20 protein-coding genes are annotated in these 24,282 nt (G+C 35.6%); 1 reads left to right on the top strand and 19 read right to left on the bottom strand.

All coding sequences use genetic code 11. From position 1 onward, the window contains the following. Positions 1-175 precede the first annotated feature (175 nt). The 19 genes from rnr to ACLTBU_RS08565 all read right to left on the bottom strand — a co-directional run bounded on the left by rnr (position 176) and on the right by ACLTBU_RS08565 (position 23,702). A complete protein-coding gene (rnr, locus tag ACLTBU_RS08655; protein WP_337529759.1) occupies positions 176-2,347 on the bottom strand; it encodes a ribonuclease R in 2,172 nt (723 codons plus the stop codon). A 127-nt stretch (positions 2,348-2,474) separates the two neighbouring features. Further along, complete coding sequence (locus ACLTBU_RS08650; protein WP_177671465.1) at positions 2,475-3,107, bottom strand: cytidylate kinase family protein; 633 nt, start codon at positions 3,105-3,107, stop codon at positions 2,475-2,477. A 435-nt stretch (positions 3,108-3,542) separates the two neighbouring features. Continuing rightward, positions 3,543-3,869, bottom strand: coding sequence for a transposase (locus ACLTBU_RS08645; protein ID WP_412218551.1), 327 nt, complete (start codon positions 3,867-3,869; stop codon positions 3,543-3,545). Beyond that, positions 3,760-4,653, bottom strand: coding sequence for an IS4 family transposase (locus tag ACLTBU_RS08640; RefSeq protein ID WP_412218550.1), 894 nt, complete (start codon positions 4,651-4,653; stop codon positions 3,760-3,762). Before ACLTBU_RS08640 ends, ACLTBU_RS08645 begins: the two co-directional genes overlap by 110 nt. Before the next feature lie 153 nt (positions 4,654-4,806). Next, positions 4,807-6,273, bottom strand: a complete 1,467-nt coding sequence (locus ACLTBU_RS08635; RefSeq protein WP_177671468.1) for an NADP-dependent glyceraldehyde-3-phosphate dehydrogenase — start codon at positions 6,271-6,273, stop codon at positions 4,807-4,809. A gap of 147 nt (positions 6,274-6,420) precedes the next feature. Continuing rightward, positions 6,421-6,657 carry a preprotein translocase subunit SecG gene (gene secG, locus ACLTBU_RS08630; RefSeq protein ID WP_177671469.1) on the bottom strand — a complete coding sequence of 79 codons (237 nt, stop codon included), beginning with the start codon at positions 6,655-6,657 and terminating at the stop codon, positions 6,421-6,423. Between the two features lie 144 nt (positions 6,658-6,801). After that, on the bottom strand, positions 6,802-8,517 hold the full coding sequence (locus ACLTBU_RS08625) for a P-loop domain-containing protein (RefSeq protein ID WP_412218549.1): 1,716 nt from the start codon (positions 8,515-8,517) through the stop codon (positions 6,802-6,804). 338 nt (positions 8,518-8,855) lie between these two features. Beyond that, entirely contained in the window at positions 8,856-10,550 is a 1,695-nt protein-coding gene (locus ACLTBU_RS08620; RefSeq protein ID WP_412218548.1) for a M3 family oligoendopeptidase, read from the bottom strand. A gap of 281 nt (positions 10,551-10,831) precedes the next feature. Beyond that, positions 10,832-12,151, bottom strand: a complete 1,320-nt coding sequence (gene eno, locus ACLTBU_RS08615; protein ID WP_320650826.1) for a phosphopyruvate hydratase — start codon at positions 12,149-12,151, stop codon at positions 10,832-10,834. 302 nt (positions 12,152-12,453) lie between these two features. Beyond that, positions 12,454-13,989, bottom strand: a complete 1,536-nt coding sequence (gene gpmI / locus ACLTBU_RS08610) for a 2,3-bisphosphoglycerate-independent phosphoglycerate mutase (RefSeq protein WP_177671473.1) — start codon at positions 13,987-13,989, stop codon at positions 12,454-12,456. 25 nt (positions 13,990-14,014) lie between these two features. Beyond that, the gene (gene tpiA / locus ACLTBU_RS08605; RefSeq protein ID WP_177671474.1) at positions 14,015-14,761 is read right to left on the bottom strand and encodes a triose-phosphate isomerase; all 747 of its coding nucleotides are present in this window, start codon (positions 14,759-14,761) and stop codon (positions 14,015-14,017) included. 137 nt (positions 14,762-14,898) lie between these two features. Then, a complete protein-coding gene (locus ACLTBU_RS08600; protein ID WP_412218546.1) occupies positions 14,899-16,140 on the bottom strand; it encodes a phosphoglycerate kinase in 1,242 nt (413 codons plus the stop codon). Between the two features lie 119 nt (positions 16,141-16,259). Then, on the bottom strand, positions 16,260-17,273 hold the full coding sequence (gene gap / locus ACLTBU_RS08595; protein WP_177671476.1) for a type I glyceraldehyde-3-phosphate dehydrogenase: 1,014 nt from the start codon (positions 17,271-17,273) through the stop codon (positions 16,260-16,262). 72 nt (positions 17,274-17,345) lie between these two features. Then, on the bottom strand, positions 17,346-18,377 hold the full coding sequence (locus tag ACLTBU_RS08590; RefSeq protein ID WP_177671477.1) for a sugar-binding transcriptional regulator: 1,032 nt from the start codon (positions 18,375-18,377) through the stop codon (positions 17,346-17,348). A gap of 157 nt (positions 18,378-18,534) precedes the next feature. After that, positions 18,535-20,223, bottom strand: a complete 1,689-nt coding sequence (locus ACLTBU_RS08585) for a Na/Pi cotransporter family protein (protein WP_177671478.1) — start codon at positions 20,221-20,223, stop codon at positions 18,535-18,537. A 247-nt stretch (positions 20,224-20,470) separates the two neighbouring features. Continuing rightward, on the bottom strand, positions 20,471-21,553 hold the full coding sequence (gene mnmA / locus ACLTBU_RS08580; protein ID WP_177671479.1) for a tRNA 2-thiouridine(34) synthase MnmA: 1,083 nt from the start codon (positions 21,551-21,553) through the stop codon (positions 20,471-20,473). Beyond that, positions 21,546-21,998: a Fe-S cluster assembly scaffold protein NifU gene (gene nifU, locus ACLTBU_RS08575; protein WP_412218544.1), complete on the bottom strand. Its 453-nt coding sequence runs from the start codon at positions 21,996-21,998 to the stop codon at positions 21,546-21,548. The genes mnmA and nifU overlap by 8 nt, the downstream gene beginning before the upstream one ends. Positions 21,999-22,052: 54 nt before the next feature. Continuing rightward, complete coding sequence (nifS, locus tag ACLTBU_RS08570; protein ID WP_412218543.1) at positions 22,053-23,231, bottom strand: cysteine desulfurase NifS; 1,179 nt, start codon at positions 23,229-23,231, stop codon at positions 22,053-22,055. Between the two features lie 24 nt (positions 23,232-23,255). Continuing rightward, a complete protein-coding gene (locus ACLTBU_RS08565) occupies positions 23,256-23,702 on the bottom strand; it encodes an RrF2 family transcriptional regulator (protein ID WP_177671482.1) in 447 nt (148 codons plus the stop codon). Positions 23,703-23,891: 189 nt separating this feature from the next. Here ACLTBU_RS08565 and ACLTBU_RS08560 point away from each other — a divergent pair, with 189 nt between their 5' ends. Further along, positions 23,892-24,281 carry a NusG domain II-containing protein gene (locus ACLTBU_RS08560; RefSeq protein ID WP_412218542.1) on the top strand — a complete coding sequence of 130 codons (390 nt, stop codon included), beginning with the start codon at positions 23,892-23,894 and terminating at the stop codon, positions 24,279-24,281. Position 24,282: the final 1 nt, after the last annotated feature.

Genomic DNA, 24,282 nt, shown 5'->3' with positions numbered 1-24,282 from the left:
ACTCAAATTCAATATTTATATAATATTAACCGTTTTAATGTTTATTTAAATTAAATTTAGCTTTTACCATCCTTATCAAATCTACTCATTATTTTCAATAAATTAAATCCATTTAAAAATACAAAAAAACGTGCAACTTTAGTTATTTTGCACGTTTTCATCCTCTTTATTCTTTTTACTCCTCTTCGTCTTCTCCTTCATCATCAACAAATCGGAAATCCATTGTTCTTGTAAGACGATTTGTACTTAAAAGCTCTACTTTTACTGTATCCCCTAATCGGTAAATCTTCTTGGTATGTTCACCAATCCATCTATGACCTGGTTCATCATAGATATAATAGTCATCATCCATTTCACTTACATGAACAAGGCCTTCAACTGTATTTGGAAGTTCTACATAAATCCCCCATGAAGTTGTTCCTGTCACAACACCGTCAAAAATTTCACCTATATGACTTTCCATATATTCTACTTTCTTAAGTTTAATGGTCTCTCTTTCTGCCTCTTCCGCTCTTCTTTCACGCATTGAAGATTGTTTGGCTACCTCTGTTACATGGTCAAACATTTTCTTTTCCTTTTCCCCATGCATTTTACCATGTAGATTATATTTAATAATACGGTGAATCTGAAGGTCTGGGTAACGTCTTATAGGTGATGTAAAGTGACAGTAATATTTAGCAGCAAGACCAAAGTGTCCTGTACACTCACCACTATAGCGTGCTTGCTTCATAGAACGAAGAAGAAGACGACTAATAATGTTTTCTTCTGGTTTACCTTCAATCTCTTCTAAGATTTTCTGCATATCTTTTGGATGGGTTTTCGTATGACCTTTTACTGTATAGCCAAAGTTCGTTAAAAATTCTCCTAATGCTTCAATTTTTTCTGGGTCTGGATCCTCATGGGTACGATATACGAAAGGTTTCTCTTGCCAGAAGTAATCTTCTGCTATGGTTTCATTAGCAAGAAGCATAAACTCTTCAATAATACGTGTTGCTACGTTTCTATCGTAAGGTTTAATGTCTATTGGATGACCTTCCTTATCTAAAATAACCTTTGTCTCTTCAAAATCAAAGTCTACAGCCCCACGTTTCATACGTTTATCTCTTAAAATAGCTGCTAGTTCTTCCATCGTTTCAAACATAGGTACAAAGTCTTTATATCTTGCTATAAGCTCTTCATCATGGTCCATTAGGATTTTCTTAACCTGTGTATAGCTCATACGTTCATCTATCTTAATAACTGTTTCAGCAATTTCATGACTTTGTACATGACCATTTTGATCGACTTCCATAATACAGCTTAATGCTAAGCGGTCTACCCCTGCATTAAGTGAACATAAACCATTACTTAATTTATGTGGAAGCATGGGAATAACACGATCTACTAAGTAAATACTTGTACCGCGCTCAAGAGCTTCCTTATCTAATGGTGCTTTTTCTTTTACATAATGGGTAACATCGGCAATGTGTACGCCTAAACGGAATCTACCATTTTCCAGTTTCTCAATAGAGATGGCATCATCTAAGTCTTTAGCATCTTCACCATCAATCGTTACCATCGGCACATGTCTAAGATCCATACGGCCTCTTTTATCTTTATCTGCTACTTCAGCTGGTATCTGCTCGACTTCTCTCATGACTTCATCTGAAAACTCTGTTGGCAGATCAAACTGATAAATAATAGATAGGATGTCTACACCTGGGTCATTAATATGCCCGAGAATCTGTACTATCTTACCTTCTGGATTACGCTTTTCTTCTGCCCAATCTATAATCTCAACGAGTACCTTATGGCCTGTAACTGCTCCCTTAGAAAATTTCTTTGGAATAAAGATATCCCTTGCATATTTACTTTCATCCGGCACAACAAATCCAAAATTCTGACTTTCCTCATATCTTCCTACGATACATTGAGGACCACGTTCAATAATTTTAATAACTTCTGCTTCTGCACGCTTCTCACCTGCTGCTGGTCTTGTAATACGGCACATGACTGTATCTTTATGAAGCGCTCCATTTACACCTGATGCAGGAATGAAGATATCCTTCTCTTCGCCTTCTACGGTTACAAACCCAAAACCTTTTGCATGGCCTGTAAAAACACCTGTTACTAAGTTTAAAGCTTTAGGTGTTACAAATTTGCCACGTTTATTGCGAATCAACTTACCTTCTGCGACTAACTCACCAAGTATTTGTTCAAGTATATGTCTATCTTCTGTTGATACATGAAAGAACATGGCAAACTCTTTTATTTTTAAAGGTTGGTATTGTGGTGTATGAATAAACTGCGTAATTTTTTCTTTTCGCGTTTGATAAAGCTCATCATAGTTTTTTTCTTTTTTTGACATTCCGTCACCTCTTCTTTATTGCTTTAAACTTTATTATATCTTATTTTTAACATCTATACTAATTTTTATTACCATTCATCAAATAAAATATCTTAAAACTGCAAAAAAAGAGGCGTTTCCCCCTCTTTTAAATTGCTCCATATTTCATTTTTACATAAGACTGTATAAGCTTAACTGTATTTTCTATACCTATATCACTTGTATTAATCATCAAATCATATTGATGTGGGTCTCTCCACTTATAACCTGTATAATTGGTATAGTAGGTAGAACGTTCTTTATCTATTCTTTTAATTTCTTTGTCCACATCTTTAAGATTGGTAAAATGATAAATCTCTTCTATCATCCTTTTCTTAAAATCCTTATCTGCATATAAAAAGACTGATACACGTTTAGGATAATCTTCAAGTACTACATTGGCACATCTTCCTATAAAGATGCAGCTATTTTCTTTTGCTAACTTTTCAATTAAATTAACCTGGGTAATATATAAATCATTGTTTGTCACACTGTAAAAATAATAAGGCACACTCATACCATGATAACTGCCCATATTGACACTCGATACTTGCCAGACAGAAGGCGCTTTCTCATCAAAGCTTTTAAGGTGTTCTTCTGTTACACCCATAAGTTTCGCTGCTTCAGTTAACATGAGCTTATCTACAAACTTCATATTTAAAGCCTCTGCTAACTTTTCACCTACAAGTCTTCCTCCACTGCCAAACTCTCTATTGATGGTAATCGCTATATTATTTTTCATAATAACCCCTCCAATTATAGAATTATCAGGTTAAATTAGTACAATAAAATAAAATTTTACCCTTAATTCATTATAGCATAAACAAGCTATTTTTGCATCATTATATACTATTTAAAATATTTCACAATAAGCTAGCTATCTTCACATTTCTTCTGCTAGAAGCTTTAAGTTCCATTCAGTAGTGAGAAGTACACTCTCCTTAAAGAAACCGAGAATACCCCCATCCCCCTTTATATTCTAGAAACTTAGAGCATCTCTAAAATATAAAAAAGAGACCCTAAGGCCTTTAGTGTTGCATTTATGAAATATATGCATATTGACAACAGGGTAAAAATCAAGCAATGTTGATTCTCACCCTTTTGCCATGGGCAAATACCTAAAAAAGTATAGACTTATGGCGTAGTTACTTGAACTTAGATTCATTTTTTATAGGGCCTATGTCACACAAAGTTGTGCCTGAAGCCTATCATCCCAAATTTCTAGCAAATTTAAACGAAGTATTCTTGTAATCTTCAGCATTTCGTATTTCACATTTTGTCTATATATCTTGCATTTTAAATAAATGAGCATGTACGTGATAAGAGCTGAGAATATTTGAATCTTTATGGCATGCTCATTATACCCAATGAATTTCTTAATTCGTAGATTTTGCTTAATCCATTTGAAGAAAAGTTCTATTTCCCATCGTTTTTTTGTACAGTAAGATGGCTTCTTCTTTTGTAAGGTCAAAGATGTTGGTAATAAAGGTAATAGGTTCACCATCCTCTGTAAAAGTCATTACCTCCCGGTACTTGTGAACTGTCAGCTTGTTGCTAACGGTAGTCCCCATTCGAATGATAGAATCGTAAATATCCTTTTCTTTCTCTGATCCTAAAAATTCCTCATCCATGACCACTGCATTCTTAACCCCTCGTGTAACAAACTTGATGCCTTTGTCTGTAAGTTGGTCATACCATTTGTAGTCATAATAGCCTCTGTCAAACAGATAGATACAACCAGTATCTTCTATCAACCCATCCTTACAGCGTCTATCATTAACTTTGCTTTTGCAGATGTTTATTTTTTCAGGGAATTCACCATTAAAGAGTGTGTTAAACTTAATACCTGCATGATCCTTGTCCATTTGCAGATGAGGTGCCAACTTGAGTGCGACTAGGATCACACTAGCATCCATAATCTTGATGGGAAACTTGTCTTTAAAAAGATTAACCTCACCAAAATGCCTTTTAGCTTTATTCATAAGGTGATAGAAAATATCTTCAAAAATTCTATAATCCCTCAGGGCATTTTTTCTTGAAAACTGTGAAAGGCTTGGAACATTGATTAAGTGATTGAGCTTTTGGTTAGAAGATAGCTCAGTCTGAAGTTCCCTTAAACTTTTACAGTTCCTAAAATTGGAATAAAGGAGACTGTAGAGGTGTGACTCCGTATCAAAGTGTTGAGTTCTGTAATTCCCATCATATTTTTTAATAGTGCTTTTAAGGAAACTGGCTGAAATTTCCCCTATTAATTCTGTGAATACTAGTTTAGTATGAGTTTGTAACATAAAAATAAGCCTCCTGTGGATTATGTCTCGGAAACATAATTAAACCACATGGAGGCTTATTTTTTTACTGTCAAAGAGTGGCATCTATAAGCGTAAGCGTTGTCAACAAGTAGATTTTATTTTAATGCAACACTAAAACCCTAAGGCCTCTTTTTATATGTGATCTATAAGATTAAGAACTGTTGCTTTTGGTCTTGTCATAGCTTCAATACTATAACGAATACCTTGTGTACCCATACCAGATGATTTAACCCCTAAGAATGGGAAGTGATCTGGTCCTCTTTCTGTCTTATTGTTAATTTGAACTGTTCCAACTTCTAATCTTCTTGCAATACCAAAGGCTTTATCAATGTTCTTTGTAAATACAGAAGATTGAAGTCCATATTCAGATTCATTAGCAATTCTTATTGCTTCATCTATATCCTTTACTCTAATAATTGGCAACACTGGCCCAAAAGGTTCTTCCCATGCCAGTCTCATTTCTTCAGTTACATGGTCAATAAGTGTTGGATAGATCGTATTCCCTTCACGTTTACCACCTGCAAGAAGCTTGCCACCTTTATCGAGAGCATCTTTTATAAGTTCTTCTACGAAGTCTGCTGAAGCAGATGAAATCAGTGGTACAATGACTGTCTTTTCATCAAATGGATCACCCACTACAAGCTTATCTACTTTTTCTTTTATTTTCTCTACCAGTGTATCCCCTACCTTTTCATCTACTAACACACGCTTAACAGCTGTACAACGTTGTCCTGAGTAAGAGAAAGCACCTGATACAATATTGCTTGCTGCCCAATCTAAGTCTGCATCGTCTAATACAATAGCTGCATCCTTACCACCAAGTTCCATAAGAAGTGGTTTCATAGTAGAAATACTTGCTAAATGCTGACCAATTTCTGTACTACCTGTAAAGTTGATAAAATCAACATCTTTATGTGTTACCACATAATCACCAATTTCACTCCCTCTACCTGTTACAGTATTCAGCACTCCCTTTGGAACGCCTGCCATTTCAAAGATTCTTACAAGGTGGAGTGTACTGATAGACCCTTGTGTAGGTGGCTTAAGCACTACTGTATTTCCACCTACTAAAGCAGGTGCAATTTTAGAAGTAGATAGGTTAACTGGATAGTTGAAAGGCGAAATAGCAAGTACTGTTCCTAGCGGTTCACGGCTAATAAAGGACATTTTATTTGTGCCATAACCTGGGAAAGCATCTGCTTGTAACATTTCACCTTTCATCTGCTTAGCTGCATCTGCTGTAAAGAGAAGGAAGTCCGCCGTACGTTCTACTTCTGCAATACTTGATTTAATATCTTTAGCAATTTCCCTAACAAGAACTTTAGCAATTTCTTCTTTATGTTCTCTTAATAAGAAAGCTGCTTGATTAAGCACTTTCGCACGCTCAATAAGAGGTGTTTCTTTCCAAGTTTTTTGCGCAGCCTTAGCTGATGCCATAACCTCATCTACTTCTTCAGTTGTCATACTTGGCACCATACCAATAAACTGGCCGTCTATAGGTGAAAAAATTTTAATGGTTTTACCTGTTCTAGAAGGTTTCCAACTTCCATCTACACTATTATAGTAACAATTATCTTTATCTCTAATGACTTGAAACATATTAACCTCCAAATAAATTGCTTTTCTCTTTTATTATATGCAAACTTTGTCTTATGATGCAAATAAAAATTATTATTTAATAACTTTTTGTCGTTTTTCATATATTTTTCTGCACAAAAAAAGAGCTACCTAAGTAGCTCCTTTCCTTTAGATGATATTTAAAACGATTGCTAATACAACAAAAACACCTGCAGTGATTTTTGTCCAAAGCTCAAATCTACCCTCTAAAGTATGTTTTTTATTTTTATTCCAGTAACTCTCTTGATTTGTTGCGAAAGCTGCACCAAGTCCTGCAGATTTACCTTCTTGGAGTAATACAACAACGATAATAGCAATCGCTGCTAATACGTAAACTCCTGCAACAACCATTTGTAAAATATCCATGGCTTTGCCTCCTTAAATACGTTTTACGCTCTTTCTATCATAGCATAGGCTTATCCTAATTGCAATATAACAAAGATTCTTTACATCTATCCCTAAATCCTTCTAGAACATAAGGATTACATATAATCTAGAACTTTTTAAATATCATTTTTCATTCATAAAGCTTAACCCGCGCATTCTACTTACACAGCAAAATACATCTATAGGACGTACCGCCTCAAACCATGATTCCATCTTAAAATTAAATGATGTAGAAGGCTCACCTATTTGATTTAAATACATGTCCTCAAAAAGTTTATATATGACCTCCATTAAGTCAGCCCTATCCGAATTTTGCTCTGTTAAAAGACGTTCCATCATGTATGTCAGTGTATTTAATTGATTTTCTGAGGTTAATGCAGTTAGCAAGGTAATATCTGCATTGTATTCGTCAAGGATAATTTTCTTTGTATTTTCATTAGAAATATAATTAAAATAAATAAATGGCTCATAGGTTTGCTTTGGAATCAGATACCTTTTTTCCATCCATTTTGCCCTTGTTTCTTCCACCCTGCACTCTGCTAAGTCAAGTGTTTTTACCTTATCTGTTATATTTCTAGCAATATAATCATCCATTAAGATAACTGTATCAGCATAACTTAGATATTCAGTTGAACTACCAATTACCAAAATAGTAGAGACCTCTCTTTCCGTATACAGCCCACGAACTCTATCTGTAAATGGTATAATAGGCTCACGTTTTACTATTTTTCGTATATTAGCATCTCGAATCATAAAATTAGTAGCACTTCTATCTTCATCAATAAGTAATAATCTACTTTTCCCACCCATAGCTTCAATAATATTTACTGCCTGGGATACACTTCCACTAGCATGAAGTGTTGAAAACCTATCAATCTCTATACCATTAGGCAAATACTTAAAAAATGGCGACAAGTCTATGTTATGAACAGGCCTACCATCTTCTGCATATATTTTAAGCGCTGTATCATCTGTAATTACAAACTCACGCCCATCACCTGGTACATGATTATAAATACCCATTTCTATAGCATTAAGTAAGGTTGATTTACCTGAGTATCCCCCTCCAGTTATAACGGTTACACCTTGCTTAATTCCCATACCTGAAATACTTGTACCATCTAAAAATGGTATGTTTATACGTAAATCTTTAGGCGAGTTAAAGGGAATAACATTTTTCATTGGTTTGTTTGTACCATTATCCCTTGGTAATATACTGCCATCTGCAACAAATACACAAAAATGGTTCTGCTTAATATACTGACGAATTTGTTGTTGCTTTGAATAGGTTAAAAGATGCCTTTCAATCTCTTCTTTATTAAGCAGCTTCATTGCATCTTTCATATGCGCTAAAATATCCTGTATAGATTTAATAGCCAATTTCGCATTAACTGACAATGCATTCACAAGGGGTACAGTAAAATTAATTTTAAAGATAAAGCATTGTGTATCACTATCATAGACCATCCCATTACGCTTAATAACATGTTCATTTACTGTTTGAGCTGAAAATTGTGCTTTTTCTCGTACATTTTTAGCTGTATTTACATATTCTTTACTTAAATCATTAATAATGGGGGAAAGATAGCTTAGTAAATAACTTTCTAAAGGTACCATATTACTTATTACCCTCTCCCCTACCAATGCAGCTGGAATCTCCACATATAACAACAATTTTTCTGGGGTACGATGCCCCCTTCCAGCAAACCAGAACTTAAAACCTTCATATGAAAAAATTTTTTCTTTTTCTTCAATATTAGAAGCTGTATTATAAAGCCAATGCAACTGACTTTTACTATGCCCTTGCATAGGTAGAATAATAGATCTGAACCTCTTCACTAAACATCCTCCTAGACATCATTCTATTTTTAATAGACACATCATCTTAGGACAACTATACATACAAAAAGGCGCATCCTTATACGGATACGCCTTTTTAAAATACGTTCAATTAACACTAATAAAAAGTATTAAAATTCCACCTTATAGGTGTTTAACATGGCATCCGTTCTATTTAAATATATAGTTGTCATATTAATCACCTCATTTCATTTTTTATTAATGTAGTCTGTTAAATAAATTATATAATTTTCACTCAAATTTGTCAATTTATTTTCACTATGTTTATTTGCTTATAAATAATCACTTATTATAGACAGCACACAGCTAATCTTTTTCTATAACTTACTATCATCAATCTGCATTAGATAGTTTCTGGCTTCACCAATAACACTCTTAATACAACCATCTTCAAATGGTGACTTAAGATTTGCCAGTTCTACTAATTGTAAGAATGACTTTGTACCACCCGGTTTACAAATACGCATATAATCTGCCCAGCCTGCTTCTCTATCGTGATTCATTTTTTCCCAGAATTGAAGGGCACATACTTGAGCAAGTGTGTAGTCAATATAGTAGAATGGTGATGCAAAAATATGGCCTTGTTTATACCACCATGTCCCACGATCTAAAAGTTCGCACTCACTATAATCTTTATGTGGTAAATATTGTTTTTCAAGTTCTCTCCAATGTGCTTTTCTTTCAGCTGGTGTAGCTGTTGGATTTTCATATACGAAGTGTTGGAAGGCATCTACAATAATGCCATATGGGATAAATTTAATTGCACTTCCTAAGTGCTCATATTTGTATTTAGCTGTATCTTGTTTAAAGAAGTTTTCCATCCAAGGCCATGTGATAAATTCCATACTCATTGAGTGGATTTCACAGCTTTCAAAAGTTGGGAAAGTAAGGCCAGGAACTTCAATCCATCTTGACTGATACACTTGGAAGGCATGCCCTGCTTCATGAGTAAGTACATCAATATCTCCTGCTGTTCCATTAAAGTTAGAGAAGATAAATGGTGATTTATAAGCTGGGAAGAATGTACAATATCCTCCTGATTGTTTACCTGGTTTAGTTTCTAAATCTAAAAGTTCATTCTCTGTCATAAAGTCGAAGAATTCTTTTGTCTCAGGAGAAAGCTCACTGTACATCTTTTTACCATTTTCTAAAATAAATGTAGAATCTCCTTGTGGCGTTGCATTTCCACTATTAAACTCAAAATCCACATCATAATAAGCTAAATGGTCAAGTCCTAAACGTTTTGCCTGACGTGCATAAAGTTCATTTGCTACAGGCACAATATCCCCTAATACTTGTTTTCTGTAGTTTGCTACCATATCTCTATTGTAGTCATTACGATTCATAAGACGATAACCAAACTCTACATAGTCTTTAAAGCCTAATTTTTTAGCTTTTTGGTCTCTTACTTGTACCATCTTATCAAATAATTCATCGATCTTAGCCTCATGAGCCTCAAAGAAACTAAAGTATGCTTCATGAGCACGTTTTCTTGTCTCTCTGTCTTTAGAAAGCATAAATGGTCTAAGGCCTGATAAGTTATAAGTCTGACCTTCAAACTCAATTTCGGCAGAAGCAATAAGTTTATTGTATTCTGTCACAAGTTTATTTTCTTGTTTCATCTCTTCCATAATCTCTGGTGAAAAAGTCAGTCTTGAGTTTTCCATAATATCAAAGTATTGTTTGCTAAACTCTTCTTCTAACTCTGATCTAAAAGGAGAATCTAACATAACTGCCTCAAAGTTGTTAATAACTTCTCCATACATTGGAGCGTGCTCATCCCAATAATCACTTTCTCCTTCATAGAAAGCATCTTTTGTATTGATTGTATAACGTACAGTTGCAATATCTGCCGCTGTCATAACCGTGTTTATATAATGATGAATTTCTTTAGCCTTCTCAATTTGTGCTTGGCTTGTATCAGCATTTTTAAGTTCTTCTGTCATTTTAGAGAGCGTTTCTTTAAAAACTTCAAAGTCTGGTCTTTCATACTTAAAATCTTTAAATTTCATACTTTGTCCTTCTTTCTTAGAAATTATTTTCTTAATATTTATTATAATTGAATTTATTTGTTACATCAACCTTATCTAAACTTCCTATCTTGTTTCCATAGACTTTCAGTTTATACTATATGCTACTCTCCTAGTAATCCCTTAAATCCCCTTTATCTATACCCCTTATTCTGCATGGAGTCCCCCAATCTCTAGATAATAAGAAAGTGCAGCATACTCTTCTACTGAGTATGGCTGCACTTTCTGGCACTATTTTATGATACTTCGTCTTATTTGTGTGTTTACCTAGTAAGATTGAAGAAAGAACGAAGTCCTCTATATTCAGCTACTTCACCAAGCTCTTCTTCTATGCGAAGAAGTTGGTTATATTTTGCGGTACGATCAGCACGGGCCGGCGCACCAGTTTTAATTTGTCCTGCATTGACTGCAACGACAATATCAGCTATGGTAGCATCTTCTGATTCCCCTGAGCGGTGTGACACGACTGCAGTATAACCCGCTCTATTCGCCATCTCAATAGCATTGAAAGTTTCAGTAAGTGTACCAATTTGATTGACTTTAATAAGAATGGAGTTGCCCACTTTTTTGAGGATACCTTTTTCCAAGATACTTGTATTGGTTACGAATAAATCGTCTCCTACTAATTGGATACGGTCTCCTAAACGTTCACTTAGGAGTGCCCATCCGTCCCAATCTTTTTCCCCTAAACCATCTTCAATAGAAATGATAGGGAATTGATTCACAAGATTTTCGTAGTAATCGACCATTTCCTCGGATGTACGTACAATTTGTGTACCTTTCATTTTGCTTTCGCCTTTGAAATAGTACTTACCATCTACATCATTATAAAGTTCAGATGCTGCAGCATCCATTGCGATGCGTACTTCTTCGCCTGGCTTATAGCCAGCTTTTTCAATTGCCAGTACAATAAGTGTAAGGACTTCTTCTGAAGTTGCAAGGTCTGGTGCAAAACCACCTTCATCTCCTACCCCTGTAGCCAATCCTTTATCATTAAGTACTTTCTTAAGTGTGTGATAAATCTCACTACACATACGAAGTGCTTCTTTAAAGGATGTTGCCCCTACAGGCATAATCATAAATTCTTGAAGGTCTACTGTATTATCGGCATGCTCCCCGCCATTTAGAATATTCATCATAGGTACAGGTAACACTTTCGCATTTATCCCACCTAAATATTGATAAAGAGGCATGCTTTGTGCTTTTGCAGCTGCTTTTGCCACTGCCATAGACACACCTAGTATCGCATTTGCACCTAACTTACTCTTGTTTGGTGTGCCATCTAAGTCTATCATCACTTTGTCTATTGCAGCTTGATCAAGGGCATTCATACCTATAACTTCTTCTGCAATGATATCATTGACATTTTTAACAGCTTTTTGCACACCTTTACCTAAGTATCTAGAAGTATCTCCATCTCGAAGCTCTATAGCTTCAAGCTCTCCTGTAGAAGCTCCTGAAGGTACGATGGCGCGCCCAACGTAATCTCCTTCAACAATAACTTCTACTTCAACTGTTGGATTAGCTCTAGAGTCTAACACCTCTCTTGCAAATACATCCAAAATCTCAATGTAACCTTTCATATGTGTATAACTCCTTTCAGCATGCTTAAATATCGAAGTTTTATTATCTCCACTTTTTATCTAATCATACTCAAAGTGTATCCACCTTATACCAAAATTACACTGTTTCATTACATGAATCAGGCTAAGTTAGGCATTCCTGCCCGAAGCCTAACTTACCTAACTCCTTATGTTTAGGCTTAGGTACCCTAAAATTTGCGTCACACTTTAGCTTAAGTCTTCTTAACCTTTATATGAGTCATAGCCTATTAACTTTACGTCTCTTCTAAAAATAGCCCTCTTGCCCCGAAAAATTCCAATTCTTATTTAACGAGTAGAGACTCTCCGTCCATCTCTGCTGGTTTTTCCATACCCATCATCTCAATAAGTGTTGGTGCGATATCTGCAAGTTTACCGCCCTCTTTAAGAGTTACACCTTCTTTGTAATTAACAAGTACGAATGGAACTGGATTTACAGTATGTGCTGTAAATGCTCCGTTTGTTTCATAATCTTTCATTTGTTCTGCATTACCGTGGTCAGCACAGATGAAAGCATAACCATTTGTTTCTTCAATTGCTGTGATTACTTTACCAACAGCTGCATCTACTGCTTCAATAGCACTTACTGCAGCATCCATATTACCTGTATGACCAACCATATCTGGATTAGCAAAGTTACAAATGATTACATCATATTTACCACTACGAATAGCATCGTCAAGTTTATCAGATACTTCGTTTACGCTCATTTCTGGTTGAAGGTCGTAAGTTGCTACTTTTGGAGAAGAAACTAATACGCGGTCTTCATTTTCATATGAATCTTCTACACCACCGTTGAAGAAGAATGTAACGTGAGCATATTTTTCTGTTTCCGCAATACGAAGTTGAGATTTGCCTGCATTTGCAAGGAATTCGCCAAATGTGTTAGTAAGTGTTTGTGGTGTAAACGCTACTTCTTTATTTGGAATTGTAATATCGTATTGTGTGAAAGTTACAAAGTGAGTATTCACTCTATCTCTTTCAAAGCCTGTAAATGCATCGTCACAGAATGCGCGAGTCATTTCACGTGCACGGTCAGGACGGAAGTTAAAGAAGATTACTGAGTCGCCTTCTTCTACTTTACCTACTGGCTGACCATCTTTTGTAATGATTGTTGGAAGTACGAATTCATCGTATACTTCTTTAGCATATGAATCAGCCATTGCAGTTACTGCATCAGTTGCTGTTTCACCTTGTGCATTTACGATAGCATTGTATGCTAACTCAACGCGGTCCCATCTATTATCACGGTCCATTGCATAGTAACGACCTGAGATTGTAGCGATTTCACCTACGCCGATTTCTTTGATTTTATCTTCAAGTGCAGCTACGAAGTCTTTACCTGAAGCTGGAGCTGTGTCACGACCATCTAAGAATGCATGTACATAAACTTTTGTAAGACCAAATTTTTTAGCCATTTCTAAAAGTCCATATAAATGTGTGTTATGACTGTGTACACCACCATCTGATAAAAGTCCAAATAAGTGAAGGGCTTTATCGTTATCTTTTGCATTATGCATTGCACCAGCTAAAGCTTCATTTTCGAAGAAATCCCCATCAGCGATTGCTTTAGTGATACGTGTAAGTTCTTGATATACAATACGTCCAGCGCCCATGTTAAGGTGACCTACTTCTGAGTTACCCATTTGGCCATCTGGAAGACCTACTGCCATACCACTTGCATATCCAGCCACTGTAGGATATTTTGCCATGATACGGTCAAGGTTAGGTTTGTTTGCATTTGCGATAGCATTGCCATCTTTTAAATCATTGATTCCGAATCCGTCAAGGATAAGGAGTAATGTAGTTTGTTTACTCATATCTGTTCTCCTTCTAAGAGGCAGCTTATTTATAGTTAACGATTGAAGCAAATTCTGGTTTAAGACTTGCTCCACCTACTAAACCACCATCAATGTTACCCATGTTGAATAACTCGTTAGCGTTACCACCATTTACAGAACCGCCGTATTGTACGCGTACTTCATCAGCAACTTCCTTGCTATATACTTCTGCGATTACTTGACGGATTGCAGCACATACTTCTTCTGCTTGAGCTGAAGTAGCTGTCATACCTGTTCCGATAGCCCAGATTGGTTCGTAAGCGATAACTACTTTTTTAGCATCTTCTGCTGTTACATCTTTAAGAGCAATTTTTGTTTGAAGACGAACTAAGTCAATTGTTACACCTTGTTGTCTTTCTTCTAAGCTTTCACCAACACATACAACTGGTACTAAGCCGTGTTCTAAAGCTTTTAATGTTTTTTTGTTAACTGTTTGATCTGTTTCAGCGAAGTATTGTCTTCTTTCTGAGTGACCGATGATTACGTATTTAACACCAAGTTCTACTAACATGCTTGGAGCGATTTCTCCTGTATAAGCACCGTTTTCTTCAAAGTGCATGTTTTGAGCACCTACAGCAATGTTTGTTCCTTTTACAGCTTCAAGTACAGCTGGAAGGCATACGAATGGAGGACATACTACTACGTCTACTTCATTTGAGTTAATTTCATTTTTAAGTGAATCGATAAGTTCTACAGCTTTAGCTGGAGTCATATTCATTTTCCAGTTACCAGCAACGATTTTTTTACGCATAGGTTTTAATCTCCTTCTTTATGGCCCTTAGGCCTATTAATATAGGCGCAGAGTACTCTACCTCCTAGAAGAGATAGAGTACCTATCTAACCTATTAAATTTTCAAAGATCATTTCATCAAATAAGTAATAAGTTAATTATTTACAACTGCAGTTACATCCGCAACCTTTGTTATCAGCTGCAGCAACACCTGGAAGTTCTTTACCTTCTAAGAATTCTAAAGATGCTCCACCACCTGTTGAGATGTGGCTCATTTTATCAGCGAAACCAAGACGTTTAACAGCGTTTACAGAGTCTCCTCCACCTACTACTGTTGTAGCGCCTTCAAGGTTAGCTACTGCATCACATACTGCAAGAGTACCTGCTGCGAAGTTTTCAAATTCGAATACACCCATTGGTCCATTCCATACAACTGTTTTAGCACCAGCTAAAGCATCTTTGTAAAGTTCGATTGTTTTTGGTCCAATATCAAAGCCTGACCAACCAGCTTCAATTGTATCTACTACAGCTTTTTCTGTATCGTTAGAGAATTCTTTACCAACTACGTGGTCAACTGGAAGAAGGAGTTTAACACCTTTTTCTTCAGCTTTTTTAACCATTTCTAAAGCGTAATCCATTTTATCTTCTTCTAATAATGAATTACCAACTTCTTGACCTTGAGCTTTAAGGAATGTATAAGCCATACCACCACCAATAATAAGTGTGTCAACTTTTTCAAGAAGGTTGTTGATAACAGCAATTTTATCAGAAACTTTAGCACCACCAAGGATTGCTACGAATGGACGTACTGGGTTTTCTACAGCTTCGCCTAAGAATTTAATTTCTTTTTGCATTAAGTAACCAACTACGTTTTCTTTACAAACTTTAGTTACACCAACGTTTGAGCAATGTGCACGGTGAGCTGTACCGAAAGCATCGTTTACGAATACTTGGTTGTCGCAAAGAGCAGCTAATTCTTCTGCGTATGCAGTAGCAGCTTCATCTTTACCGTATTTTGTTTCTTCTGCTCTATAACGTGTGTTTTGAAGTAATAATACTTCACCATCTTTAAGTTCAGTAGCAACTTTTTGAGTTTCTGGACCTGTTACTCTAGCGTCATCTACAAATTTAACTTCTACGCCTAATCTTTCTGTAAGAGCAACTGCAACTGGAGCTAAAGAAAGCTCTGGTTTAGCTTCTCCTTTTGGTTTACCAAGGTGTGAGCAAAGGATAACTTTTGCGCCTTGTTCTAATAATTTTTTGATTGTTGGAAGTGCACCATCAATACGGTTGTAGTTTTGGATTACACCATCTTTTAAAGGTACATTGAAGTCACAACGAACTAAAACTTTTTTGCCTTGAAGATCTTTAAGATCGTCAACTGTTTTTTTATTTAACATGTTTGTTTCCCCTTTCAATATTAACTGTATATTTTAATTTTTATTAATAACACAAGAAAAAAGGTCCGGTCCTATAATCTAACTACAAGACCGGACCCTTTTAGGATCTTGTTTACAAATTATTTGCTAAGTTCAGCAAAGTATTTGATTGTTCTAACCATATTGCTTGTGTATGAGTTTTCGTTGTCATACCATGAAACAACTTTAACTAATGTTTTGTCACCAAGTTCTGTTACTTTTGTTTGTGTAGCATCGAATAATGAACCGTATGTACAACCGATGATATCTGTTGATACTAATTCTTCTTCTGTGTAACCGAATGATGGTGTAGCAGCAGCTTTCATTGCAGCGTTAACGTCTGCAGCTGTTACTTTACCGTCTACTACAGCTACTAATTCTGTTAATGAACCTGTTGGAACTGGTACACGTTGAGCAGCACCGTCTAATTTACCAGCTAATTCTGGAATAACAAGACCGATAGCTTTAGCAGCACCTGTTGAGTTAGGAACGATGTTGCAAGCAGCAGCACGAGCTCTTCTTAAGTCACCTTTAGCATGAGGACCGTCTAAAGCCATTTGATCACCTGTCCAAGCATGGATAGTTGTCATGAAACCTTTTTCGATTGCAGCTAATTTGTTTAATGCTGCAGCCATTGGAGCTAAACAGTTTGTTGTACATGAAGCAGCTGAAATGATTGTGTCATCTGCTGTTAAGATGTCTTCGTTTACACCGAATACAACTGTTGGAAGGTCGTTACCAGCTGGAGCTGAGATAACAACTTTTTTAGCACCTGCATCGATATGTGCTTGAGATTTAGCTTTTGATACGTAGAATCCTGTACATTCAAGAACTACGTCTACACCGATTTCTCCCCATGGAAGATCTGCAGCGTTTCTTTCAGCGTAGATTTTGATTTCTTTTCCATCTACTACGATTGAATCTTCTTTAGCTTCTACTTTATCAGCTAATGCGTATCTACCTTGAGCTGAATCATATTTTAATAAGTGTGCTAACATTTTAGGATTTGTTAAATCGTTGATTGCTACAACTTCATAACCTTCTGCACCGAACATTTGTCTAAATGCAAGACGTCCAATACGTCCAAAACCGTTAATTGCTACTTTTACAGCCATTGATATGCCTCCTTAAAATAACTACATTAAATTTAATTTTATATACAAACCGCTTTTATTAGCAAAAGCTAATTAGCGAGTTGATACCTGTAACATGGATCGTGCAACACCTTCGTCTATAACGAGATAGCTACCTTTCAGCAATGCTTTTGTCGCAACCAGAGCTATTGCTTTTGATTTACCACCAGCTAAAACAATTCTTGTCGAAATTTGCATAGCAACTTCTAGGTCAAGACCTATATTAGTGCCACTATATACTATTTCGCCATTTTTATCAAAGTAGTATCTAAAAGCCTCTGCAACAGCTTCCTTCTCTTTAAGTAATGCCACGACTTCCTTGCTCTCATTACGTCTTTTAGCCATTTTCATGGCATCTCCCAGACCCAATATAATCATATCTGATTTTCCCATTTTTTGCAATGTTTTTTGGATATGAGGTTCTTGTTTAATGGTTTCAATAGAAGCAACACTCAAATTATCAGGAATATTGAGTATTTCATACTTTCCATTAATCTTTTTGGCGAATTCTGCTGCTAAAATATTGGCTTGAAATTCCATCCTCTTCCCAACACTTCCTCTAGCAGGAATAATTATGGTATGCGTTTTACCTTCTTGTCTTTGTGGAATGAGTTCTACCATCTTTGCAACGGTACTTCCTCCTGTAATAGCAATTGTTGAATTCTCCTCTATTAGATCAAGAACAAGTTTGCTTCCTGCCTTGCCTAATTGCCATTTAACACTTTCATCATCATCTACATTTCCAGGTACAATAATAACTTTCTTTGCACCTGTAAGTGCTTCTATTTGTTCTTCTAACAAACTAAAAGCATTTAATTCTTGTAGTGGTAGGTAAAGTTCATCTAATAGCGCCTTGCCACTTTGTGTAATCATCATCCCACTATGTGCAACCTCTATGAGTCCTTGTTTACTTAACACATCTGTTGCAGCTCTTACTGTTCGCTCTGAATATGTAGTAACAGTAGCAAGCGTTCTACGTCCGATAGGCTCATTCTCCAATATAGCTTGTAAAATAGCATATCTTACTTTAAAATCTTGCATACCTTCTGGGATAATTTTTTCTAGTCTTAGCATGATATTTTTCATTGCATCACCTTATGGGACTTTTTCTGCCCCATGTTCTGTTTTTGTTCCCACTTCTTTATTTTATCTTTTTTTATACAAATTAGCAAGTTATAAATAAAATTTTAACGATTTTTTTCAAAAGAAAAACGTACAAGTATCAACTTGTACGTTTTAGTGTTTATTGTACCACTTCACTCGTTGTCAAAATTTTCTTTTCATCAAGAACAGAATTTCCAATATTGGATGCGTGGTCTGATATACGTTCTAAGTTACTAATAGCATCAAGGAATACTACCCCTGCCATTGAACTACATTTATTTTCTGAAAGACGTTTAATATGTCTTGCTCTTAATTCTTCTTCTAAAGTATCAACTTGCTGCTCCATTGGTTGTACTTCTTTAGCAATATTTCTATCGTCAAATTCACAAGCTTGTACTGCTGTCTCAAAACATTTGATTGCAAGCGTTGCAATCGTTTCAAGTTCTTTAAGTGCAGTTTCTGAAAATTCTACTTCATCTCTAATACGAATCTGTGCAAGTTCTGCTAAGTTTTCAGCATGATCCCCTACACGTTCAATATCACTTACTGTATGGAAAAGACTGTTTACTATACCATGCTCTGCTTCTGAGATTGGTAAGTTGGAAAGTTTAATAAGGTAATGATTGATACCATGTTGAAGTTGATTAATAACTTTCTCTCTCTCAAATACTTCTTGGATTTTAGCTTCATCTTTTTCAAAGATAGCTCTTATACCAAGTTTTGCATTGTGTGCTGACATTTCACCCATACGTACAACTTCTTTTGTAGCATTTTGTACTGCAAATGAAGGCGTTTCTAAAATACGTTCATCTAAGTGTTTAAGTTCACTCTCACTTTCATCATCTTTCCCTTTTCCTCTAACAAGCTTTTCTGCAATAGTTACAAGAACGCCCGCAAATGGGAATAAGAGAATTGTGTTTAAGATATTGAATACACTATGTACAATACTGATTTGTGTTGTATCAATAAGTGATCTGCCGAAGTCTGCAAAGGCTGGGATTAATCCGCCAAATGCAATCACTGCAAGAATTGCAAACACTATTGAGCCAATAACATTGAAAAGTAAATGGATAACGGCTGCGCGTTTACCATTTCTACCTGCACCAATACTTGAAAGCATAGCTGTTATTGTAGTACCAATATTTTGACCTAAAATAATATAAATAGCTGTATTCCATGGCACTAAAGCACTGGCCGCTAAAGTCTGTAATATACCGACTGATGCTGAAGAACTTTGAATAACTGCTGTTACAATTGCACCTACTAAAATACCTAAGATTGGATTACTTCCTAAAGTTACAAATAATTGTTTTACCTCTTCAAGTTGACTAATTGGTTTTACTGCATCACCCATTAAGTCAAGACCTAAGAATAAAGCACCAAAGCCGAAGACAATTTGTCCAATTTGCTTAACCTTTTGCTTTTTACAGAATAAAACCATGATAACACCTACACCAATACATAAAGGTGCGATTGTAGATGGTTTTAAGAAAGCAGCCCAATCTCCTAACGATACGATCCAAGCTGTCACTGTTGTACCAATATTTGCTCCCATAATAACGCCTACGGCTTGTCTAAGTGACATAAGTCCTGCATTAACAAATCCAACGACCATAACTGTAGTCGCTGATGAACTTTGGATAATAGCTGTTACACCTGCACCTACTAAAACGCCTAAAAAAGGATTACTTGTTAAAACACTAAGTAAATTTTTCATTTTGTTTCCAGCAGCTTTTTGGAGTCCTTCTCCCATATAGTCCATACCGAACATAAAAAGACCAAAACCACCAAGAAATGCTAGAGCTATTTGAAATACATTAATTTCCATTGGTATCCTCCCATGTTGTTTTCATACAGGGACATTCTATCATGTAATATTTTCGCATACAACAATTACATGGGAGCTCTGATATATTTTGTATAATTTACCCCATTTTTATTTATTTTATTCGAAAAATCTAGAATAAGTGTTAATATCAACAAGATAGTTTTCACCATTGTATGCATTATTTATGCATAATTTTTCAATTAAACAAGGCCTGAATCTTAACTAAAGATTCAGGCCTTGCTATGAATTATTTTATAATCGTACCGCCACCTACAACAATATCTCCGTCATAAATGACTAGCGCTTGTCCAGGGGTTACTGCTCTTTGAGACTCTTTAAAAGTACATTTTAAAGTTTCTTCATCCACCATTTCTATTTCACACTCTTGTGGAGCATGACTATATCTAATTTTAGCTTGTGCTTTCATTTTACCTTCTAATTTCTCAAAAGGCATAAAATTAATTTTATTTGCATATACCTCATTTGTAAATAGGTCTACATTGTCTCCTACTACAACAGTATTGTTATCAGGATCTATTTTAGATACAAACAGCGGCTTACCATAAGATAATCCAAGCCCTTTACGCTGTCCTATTGTATAATGAATAATACCCTTATGTTCTCCTAATACTTTACCATCTTTTGTTACAAATTTACCTTTTTGAGGTTTTTTTCCTGTCTCACGTTCAATATAACCTGCATAATCATTATCTGATACAAAACAAATTTCCTGACTATCCGGTTTTGTTGCAACAGCAAGACCTATCTCTTTAGCAATAGCACGAATTTCATCTTTAGTGTAATCACCTAAAGGCATTAGAGTATGCTTAAGCTGGTGTTGTGTCAGATTATATAAAGCATAAGTCTGATCTTTAGCCATTGTTTTAGAGAACTTGAGCATATATCTATCTGTTTCTTCATTATGAATAACTCTTGCATAATGACCTGTAGCAATATAATCTGCTCCAATTTGTAATGACTTATGAAGCATAGATTCCCATTTTACATAACGGTTACAGGCAATACAAGGATTAGGTGTACGCCCTTTCTCATACTCATCTATAAAATAGTCAATAACATTTTTTTTAAAGTCATTTCTGAAATTCATTACATAGTGTGGAATGCCTAATTTCTGGCATACACGTCTAGCATCGTCTACTGCAGATAAGCCACAGCATCCCCCATCACTATCTTCCGGTGCATCTTCTTGCCAGATTTGCATAGTCATACCGATGACTTCATATCCTTGCTCTTTTAAGAGGTAGGCAGCTACTGAGCTGTCTACCCCTCCTGACATTCCTACTACAACTTTACCCTTGCTATTATGCATGATGCTCTTCATCCTCTTCATCATGCCCGTGGTCATGATGATCTGTATCTTTAGGTTCTTCTAAACCTTCAATTGTAATATTGTTTTTTGTCGCATAATCCCATAATGCTGCGTGAAGTGCTTCTTCTGCAAGAACAGAACAGTGTACTTTTACTGGTGGAAGCCCATCTAAAGCTTCCATAACTGCTTTATTTGTAATTTTTAAAGCTTCTTCAATTGTTTTACCCATTACAAGTTCAGTTGCCATTGAGCTTGTTGCAACAGCAGCACCACAACCAAATGTTTTGAATTTAACATCTACAATAACATCATTTTCAATTTTAAGGTATACTTTCATGATATCGCCACATTTAGCGTTACCTACTGTACCTACACCACTTGCATCTTCAATTTCACCTACATTACGTGGATTCATGAAATGATCCATTACTTTTTCACTATACATATATTGTCACCTCATCAAAGTTATAATTATTATAATTTAATCTCTATTTTATTCTTATTGATTGTTTTTCATAAATTCTTCGTAAAGCGGAGACATATCTCTCATACGCTGAACGATTGCTGGTAATTTTTCAAGTACATAGTCAACTTCTTGTTCTGTAGTGCCCTCACCAAGTGTAAGTCTTAATGAGCCATGTGCTTTCTCATGTGGCAAGCCTAAAGCTAAAAGTACATGTGAAGGATCTAAAGAACCTGATGTACAAGCAGAACCACTAGATGCCGCTACACCATTCATATCTAATAGAAGAAGAAGAGATTCACCTTCTACAAATTCAAAACCAATATTTACGTTGTTTACAAGTCTATTTGTACTTGAACCATTAAGTTTTGAATAAGGAATACTTTCTAAAATCCCATTCATTAATTTATCACGTAAACCTTTAATACGTTCATTCTTTGCTTCGAAATCTGTATATGCAAGTTCCATAGCTTTTGCAATACCTACGATAGCAGGTACATTTTCTGTTCCTGCACGTCTACCACGTTCTTGTGCACCACCATGAATAAGGTTTGTAATTCTAAGGCCACGTCTAATATAAAGTACACCAATACCTTTTGGACCATAGATTTTATGTCCTGATAAAGAAAGTGCATCAATATTTTGTTCTTTTACATCAATACAAACTTGTCCAATTGCTTGAACTGCATCTGTATGGAAAGCAATACCATGTTCTTTAGCAATAGCACCAATTTCTTTAATTGGCATAATTGTACCCACTTCGTTGTTTGCATACATAATGCTAATAAGGATGGTTGTGTCTTTAATAGCAGCTTTAAGTGCTTCAAGATCGATAACCCCTTCTTCATTAACATCTAAGTATGTTACTTCAAAACCTTGTTTTTCTAAATACTCACATGTATGAAGTACTGCATGGTGCTCAATTTTAGTTGTAATAATATGGTTACCTTTGTTTTTGTTTGCTTCTACGATACCTTTAATAGCCCAGTTATCTGCTTCTGTGCCACCACTTGTGAAGAAAATTTCGTTTGTGTTTGCACCTAAGTGTTTTGCAATCGTTTCTCTTGCATCATCAATAGCTTTTTTGTTTATCTGAGCAACTTGATAAATACTAGAAGGATTACCAAAGCTTTGTGTAAAGTAAGGCATCATAGCGTCAAGCACTTCTGGTTTAACTGGTGTAGTTGCTGCATGATCTAAATATATTCTGTTCATCTTCAACACTCCCAACATAGGTTTTTAAATATAAAATTTATTACATGTATTGTCATTTATTGATTCATAATCATCTATAAGTTCCTGTAATGAAATGCCATCTACGACTTCATTAATACCATCCCTGATTTTCTCCCATACAGGTCTAGTTACACATCTTGTATTTCGCTCGCAATGCTTGCCACCTTCACAAGTACAATCTGTCGGTGCAAGTGATCCTTCTAGTGTACGAAGAATCTCTCCTATAGTAATCTCACCCGCGTCTCGTGCTAAAGTATATCCACCTTGGGCCCCCCTTACACTTGTTACAAGTTGATTTTTTTTAAGCAATGCGATAAGTTGTTCTAAGTAATTTTCTGATACATCTAATCTTTCAGCTATACTTTTAAGTGAAATATGCTTATCCTTAGCATATACGCCAATATCAACCATAGCTTGCAGGCCATATCTGCCTTTTGTAGATAGTTTCATGTTCACTCCTCCAATTCCTAGTTATTTTGTAGGAATTACATTTTCAGCATATCATCCCTGATTTTATTTGTCAATTATTATTTTTTATGTTATAGTGAGTTGTTTGAAGCTACCTTGATAAACCATTATTTTTTTACTTATACTGGTATCAAGCTGACAGTTATTTTATAATAGAAAGGTCTTATGATTATGAAACATTTAAACAAAATTATTATAGGCATATTAGGTTTAATAATCCTTTTAAGTCTAGTCGCTATTCTATTTATAACGAATTATAAACCTTCTCCAAAGCAAAAAGCTATCATCAAACTTGGAGGAGAAGTTATTGACACAATCGACCTAACCACCATTACTACGCCTATTACCTTTACTGTAGACAATGGACATGGCGGTTTTAATACAATCCAAGCAGAAAAGGGTAAAATTGCTATTATAGAAGCCAATTGTCCTGATCAGCTCTGTGTAGATCTTGGCTATATTACGAACAGCCTATTACCAACTGTTTGTCTTCCAAACGGTTTAGTTATAGAAATCCAAGATCATACATCTAGCGAAAATCTTGATATTATTGCAGAGTAAA

The organism is Zhenhengia sp. (assembly GCF_046966505.1).
GTDB lineage: Bacteria > Bacillota > Clostridia > Lachnospirales > Cellulosilyticaceae > Zhenhengia > Zhenhengia yiwuensis.
This window is presented reverse-complemented; position numbering and strand designations above follow the sequence as displayed.

What these genes read in the sequence shown, in the direction of transcription:
- ACLTBU_RS08645 (WP_412218551.1), bottom strand. Translation starts at nt 3,869, where the DNA reads ATGGTGAACCTATTACCTTTATTACCAACATCTTTGACCTTACAAAAG.
- rnr (WP_337529759.1), bottom strand. Translation starts at nt 2,347, where the DNA reads ATGTCAAAAAAAGAAAAAAACTATGATGAGCTTTATCAAACGCGAAAA.
- gpmI (WP_177671473.1), bottom strand. Translation starts at nt 13,989, where the DNA reads ATGAGTAAACAAACTACATTACTCCTTATCCTTGACGGATTCGGAATC.
- ACLTBU_RS08640 (WP_412218550.1), bottom strand. Translation starts at nt 4,653, where the DNA reads ATGTTACAAACTCATACTAAACTAGTATTCACAGAATTAATAGGGGAA.
- ACLTBU_RS08635 (WP_177671468.1), bottom strand. Translation starts at nt 6,273, where the DNA reads ATGTTTCAAGTCATTAGAGATAAAGATAATTGTTACTATAATAGTGTA.
- secG (WP_177671469.1), bottom strand. Translation starts at nt 6,657, where the DNA reads ATGGATATTTTACAAATGGTTGTTGCAGGAGTTTACGTATTAGCAGCG.
- ACLTBU_RS08585 (WP_177671478.1), bottom strand. Translation starts at nt 20,223, where the DNA reads ATGGAAATTAATGTATTTCAAATAGCTCTAGCATTTCTTGGTGGTTTT.
- eno (WP_320650826.1), bottom strand. Translation starts at nt 12,151, where the DNA reads ATGAAAGGTTACATTGAGATTTTGGATGTATTTGCAAGAGAGGTGTTA.
- nifU (WP_412218544.1), bottom strand. Translation starts at nt 21,998, where the DNA reads ATGTATAGTGAAAAAGTAATGGATCATTTCATGAATCCACGTAATGTA.
- nifS (WP_412218543.1), bottom strand. Translation starts at nt 23,231, where the DNA reads ATGAACAGAATATATTTAGATCATGCAGCAACTACACCAGTTAAACCA.
- ACLTBU_RS08620 (WP_412218548.1), bottom strand. Translation starts at nt 10,550, where the DNA reads ATGAAATTTAAAGATTTTAAGTATGAAAGACCAGACTTTGAAGTTTTT.
- ACLTBU_RS08560 (WP_412218542.1), top strand. Translation starts at nt 23,892, where the DNA reads ATGAAACATTTAAACAAAATTATTATAGGCATATTAGGTTTAATAATC.
- ACLTBU_RS08650 (WP_177671465.1), bottom strand. Translation starts at nt 3,107, where the DNA reads ATGAAAAATAATATAGCGATTACCATCAATAGAGAGTTTGGCAGTGGA.
- ACLTBU_RS08565 (WP_177671482.1), bottom strand. Translation starts at nt 23,702, where the DNA reads ATGAAACTATCTACAAAAGGCAGATATGGCCTGCAAGCTATGGTTGAT.
- ACLTBU_RS08590 (WP_177671477.1), bottom strand. Translation starts at nt 18,377, where the DNA reads ATGAAAAATATCATGCTAAGACTAGAAAAAATTATCCCAGAAGGTATG.
- ACLTBU_RS08600 (WP_412218546.1), bottom strand. Translation starts at nt 16,140, where the DNA reads ATGTTAAATAAAAAAACAGTTGACGATCTTAAAGATCTTCAAGGCAAA.
- gap (WP_177671476.1), bottom strand. Translation starts at nt 17,273, where the DNA reads ATGGCTGTAAAAGTAGCAATTAACGGTTTTGGACGTATTGGACGTCTT.
- tpiA (WP_177671474.1), bottom strand. Translation starts at nt 14,761, where the DNA reads ATGCGTAAAAAAATCGTTGCTGGTAACTGGAAAATGAATATGACTCCA.
- mnmA (WP_177671479.1), bottom strand. Translation starts at nt 21,553, where the DNA reads ATGCATAATAGCAAGGGTAAAGTTGTAGTAGGAATGTCAGGAGGGGTA.